Here is a 2,158-nt window from a genome sequence, read left to right as displayed (position 1 = left end):
ATGAGCAGGCATTTGTAGCACAGCATGGAGCAGACAAAGAAAATAGCAAAATTAAGTTTCTTGCTAATGGAGATATTTCTGCTAACTCAACCGATGCTATAAATGGTTCGCAACTTTATTTGATGAGTAATCAGCTTGCTGCATATTTTGGTGGTGGCGCTGGCTATAATAATGGAGAATGGACTGCTCCTACTTTCAAGATAGCACAATTCAAGGCTGACGGGAGCTCTGGTGAAAAGAAGGATTATCATAACGTTGCCAGTGCTTTTGACGGCGTAAGTGAGAGTATGTCTAAGATAAACGACCGTATTCAAAGTGTTGAAAACAATGTCTCGTCCAATGGTTTAAATTGGAATGAGCAGAAAAAAGCTTATGACGCTAGCCATGATGGTCAACCAAGTAAGATTATCAATGTAGCAGATGGTAAAATTGCAGAAGGTTCAAAAGATGCAGTCAATGGTGGACAGCTTTGGGAAACAAACGAACGTATCACTGGCGTTGAAAAAGATATTAAGCATATTGAAAACAGAGTCGACAATATTTCCACTACGGTTACGAATATTGGTGAAACGGTTTTCAATATTGAAGACAGAGTTGATAATATTGAGAACACGGTTAATAATCTTTCTGATGGTGCAGTTAACTATGATAAAGATGCTGATGGTAAAAAAACCAATAAGATCACTCTAAAAGGTGGCAACGAAAGTGAACCTGTTATGATTGATAATGTTGCCAATGGTCGCATTGAACAAGGTTCGAAAGAAGCTGTGAATGGTGGTCAACTACATGATTACACTCAGCAACAGATGAAAATTGTTCTCGATGATGCAAAAAAATATACGGATAGTCGGGTGGATAATATTGTTATTAATGCCATTGATGATGCTGTTGATCGGTCTGACCGATATACAGATATGAAGTTTAATATTTTAAGTTATGACATTAAGAGCGTACGGAAAGAGGCAAGGCAAGCAGCCGCCGTTGGTCTAGCAGTATCCAACCTACGTTACTTTGACGAGCCGGGATCTTTGAGTGTCTCATTTGGTAGCGGCGCATGGCGTGGACAATCCGCATTTGCTCTTGGTGCTGGTTATACATCTGAAAACGGAAAAATCCGCTCTAATCTCTCTGCCACGAGTGCTGGTGGTCATTGGGGCATAGGTGGTGCAATCACTCTGAAAATAAAATAATACGAACAACGAAAATAGAACAAAACATCCACCCTTATTTATTGAAATAAGGGTGGATGTTTTTTTACAGACGGACAGTATTTATCTAGAGATAAGCATAATATTTGATGAGGCTATAAACTGTGAGGTTTTATAGAAGATTTTTCTATATTTTGTTGAAAAAAGATCACAGTAGAATCCATATTGCTAAAAAGTTATATTTTTATGTTGCTATTTCCTTGAACAGCCTATAGCTGTATGAAAATGTATATTAGTAAGACTCATTTTGATAAAATAATTCAAAGGGGGAAAAGTAGTGCGTAAAGATAAAAGGTACATCACAGGACCGCGCATATATCATTATATGATATATTAAAAAGAAAAAATCCAACTAAAAAGCCAGTTATCCAAAGAAGAATATATTCCGGACATATTACAATTTCTTTTTACTTTACTTATTATTAATAAAACCATGCTTTCTAATAAAAATAAAGTCTATAATTAGGAAAATACATACTAAAACCTAGTACAAAGGATTTTATAGTAACCACTACCAAGTAAAAAGTAATATTAAATATAAAGCCCCCTTTTTAGTTAGAAAAAAAGCACACTAAAAAACTTAGACTCTAAATGTGTCATCTTTATGTCCACAAAACATAATCAAAAAGACAAACATTTAGGTCTCAATACAGAGAGCGCAAACAAAACAAAACTAAAGACTCAAAATGTTCACACTCTAAGCAATGATCGTCTACTCTAAATTCCAAAGACATCAATAATGCTAAAATGTGTCTTTTTTATGTTTTGGAGGTGTTTTTAAGTTTTTTCATTGGAGAGTTTGTTATGAAAAAATTATATGCCCCACAAGCTGCGAGTGAATTAAAACGTTCTCGTTTTTCTTTTGTTAAAGTTCTTTCGTTGGCTATAGCGGCTACATTCTTATCGAATGTTACGCCTGTTTTTTCAGCAAATCCTGATTTTAGAAACAC

1 protein-coding gene is annotated in these 2,158 nt (G+C 35.2%); it reads left to right on the top strand.

What is annotated here, in order from left to right:
* A partial coding sequence (locus tag ACFIMM_RS03120) for a Vomp family autotransporter (protein WP_375682730.1) occupies positions 1-1,190 on the top strand: 1,190 nt, incomplete at its 5' end.
* Between the last annotated feature and the right edge of the window lie 968 nt (positions 1,191-2,158).

The sequence above is a fragment of the Bartonella sp. AP258QHHD genome (assembly GCF_042196145.1).
GTDB lineage: Bacteria > Pseudomonadota > Alphaproteobacteria > Rhizobiales > Rhizobiaceae > Bartonella.
Note: the sequence above shows the minus strand (reverse complement) of the source record. Positions and strands in the feature narration are given on the sequence as shown.